This window comes from Nostoc sp. UIC 10890 (assembly GCF_054786515.1).
Window position 1 is genome coordinate 1 of sequence record NZ_JBSGKF010000110.1, and the last position, 2,146, is coordinate 2,146.

4 protein-coding genes are annotated in these 2,146 nt (G+C 38.5%); all 4 read right to left on the reverse strand.

Going from position 1 to position 2,146, the window contains the following annotated elements; all coding sequences use genetic code 11:
* Positions 1 to 427: 427 nt before the first annotated feature.
* A complete protein-coding gene (locus tag ACWATR_RS39580; RefSeq protein ID WP_354666108.1) occupies positions 428 to 637 on the reverse strand; it encodes a DUF3155 domain-containing protein in 210 nt (69 codons plus the stop codon).
* A complete protein-coding gene (locus ACWATR_RS39585) occupies positions 606 to 938 on the reverse strand; it encodes a GIY-YIG nuclease family protein (RefSeq protein WP_289794574.1) in 333 nt (110 codons plus the stop codon). Before ACWATR_RS39585 ends, ACWATR_RS39580 begins: the two co-directional genes overlap by 32 nt.
* A gap of 55 nt (positions 939 to 993) precedes the next feature.
* A complete protein-coding gene (locus ACWATR_RS39590) occupies positions 994 to 1,320 on the reverse strand; it encodes a hypothetical protein (protein WP_460345734.1) in 327 nt (108 codons plus the stop codon).
* On the reverse strand, positions 1,262 to 2,146 hold an 885-nt coding region (locus tag ACWATR_RS39595; protein WP_460345737.1), incomplete at its 5' end, for a DNA cytosine methyltransferase. The genes ACWATR_RS39595 and ACWATR_RS39590, both read right to left, overlap by 59 nt.

The window sequence follows — 2,146 nt, forward strand, 5'->3', positions numbered from 1 at the left end:
CTACGCCAAAACCTTCGAGAGAATCTTGGTTACTGATGAAAAGCCATTACAGATCAAATGTCAGCAAGAAAAAATTAGTAATCAACAAATATCATGGTTAATTAAACAATTAACTCGTTAGTTAAATATCAATAGGATAATATAACATGACTGTAATTGGCATTTTGACCTATAAAATTCCAGTTTTAGTTTAGTGTTACTGGGTATTTGTAATTATTCATTCAGTAACAATTCTAGGTACACCTCCAGTCTTTGCATCTTTAATAAAGATTACAACAGTTTTTAGCCTGCCAGATATGGCAGGCTATAGTAGATTTAAGTGATAGCTGATTTAACTAGCAACTGACGCTATTTCCGGTGAGAATAATTTGTGATTTTCAATGGCATATTTATAGCTAAACAATCCATTGTTTTACAAGAAAAATTTTTATTCACTACCCGATATCTTGAGTACTGTGATAACACATGGTGGTTGAATATTGTTATTGCGAATGAATTTCCTTGCAGTTGTGCAGGTTTTTTCTTGATGGTTATGTTGATAGCAAATCAAGCTTGTAACCTTTGATAGCAAAACTTTTCCGCGTAATCTGCGTCTTAAATTGTATCTACCTAGTTTTTGTGGAATTCGTTTTGACATTTTGCACTCTCCTTAATAATTGTGCGTGGTTTTTATATCGTTTGAGTTGAATTTCAAGCTGACGGGCTTCTTGTTTACTTGAAGTCTTCCACACGTGGACAATTTTGAATTCGATGCCGCGTTTTATCGCAGCACGAGTAAATGCTGCTCCAGATACTTGTAGATGCTGCTGAAATCTTTTCTTGAGGTTCGCGCATGAACCTAAGTAATAACGAGCTTGATGTTTCTCATTTCCAAGTGGACGAGATAGCTCAATCATGTAGCAGCAAGGAATTGAGGGTATTTTTCCTGACAATTCCATTTATGCTTTTTTTAGGATTATTTTGAAACCTGAGGCGTTAGCTGATTGTGGTGGTTTACGTAGTTACGCAGTTGAGTTTTTCTTGTTCTTGTACCCAACTAATTACATTTGATTTACTAATGCTTACAGGCTTATCTTCACCTGCAATAAATACTTGAAGCCAGCCATTTTCCAACTCATAGTAGTCAATAATTAAACCTGCTTCTCTGGCTGTTGTTAGAGCTAATACTTCCTGGGACTGCTCTTTTTCTTGGGATTTGATTTTGGCGTGATAATCTGCGATCGCTTCACGGAGAATTTGTTGGGGAAGTAGCCCATATCCATCAATTAATTCCTGTCTGAGTACCCTTGTTTGGTGGTCTTCTTGCCCAGAGTGACGCACACAATTCGCGGTTAAAATAATCATTTATTATCTCGTCAGACCTACAGACAAGTAACAAATTTTGCTTTCTTTTAGCCAGACGTGGAGGCGATCGCTCTTTGCTGATTTTACTTAACCCGCTTAAAGACAGCATTTCATTGACAAAAACCGATATATTCTTAAAATTGCAAGAAATTGGTAAAAATAGGCAGTTTTGCCAATTTTGGCAATTAATCTGATAACTGGTATTACATTCTAGATGTTCTCTAACTTGCATTCCCACAGCATATGCAAGCAATGGGGGTACCGAATTTCCGATTTCTCTTTGGGCGTGGAGTATTGCCTCACTAAAATTAAACCAATCAGGATAACTGTGTAAGCGAGCAGCTTCTCTAACTGAGATAACTCGTGGCTGTTCTGGATGAAGGGGACGTAATGCGGTGCGGTTGCCACTCCCCGCTCTTAACGTCACGCAGAATCCATCCCATTGCAGCTTTTTTGATTTAGATTTAGCTTCTCTCGCACCTGGGGGAGTGTTGATGAATTGCTGAATTACTTCTGGTGTATGTGTTGTCGCTGTGAATCCCGTTCTAATGTTAGTTACTATACCAAGATTTGGGAATATTTTTTCAAGATACTTAGCATATTCTCCCTTCACCCAATCTGGATGCCATTCTTGAGTGTTTTGCTTGGGGAGTAGGGGGACTGGCAACAAGTCCGCGATCGCATCTCTAACTGTATGTTGAGGTTGATGCTTTGGCGGTATAATTTCTCCAAACTTAGATGCAACAAAAAACACCCTTTTTCTAGCTTGCGGAACCCCGTAATCTGAAGCGTTCAGGTTCCA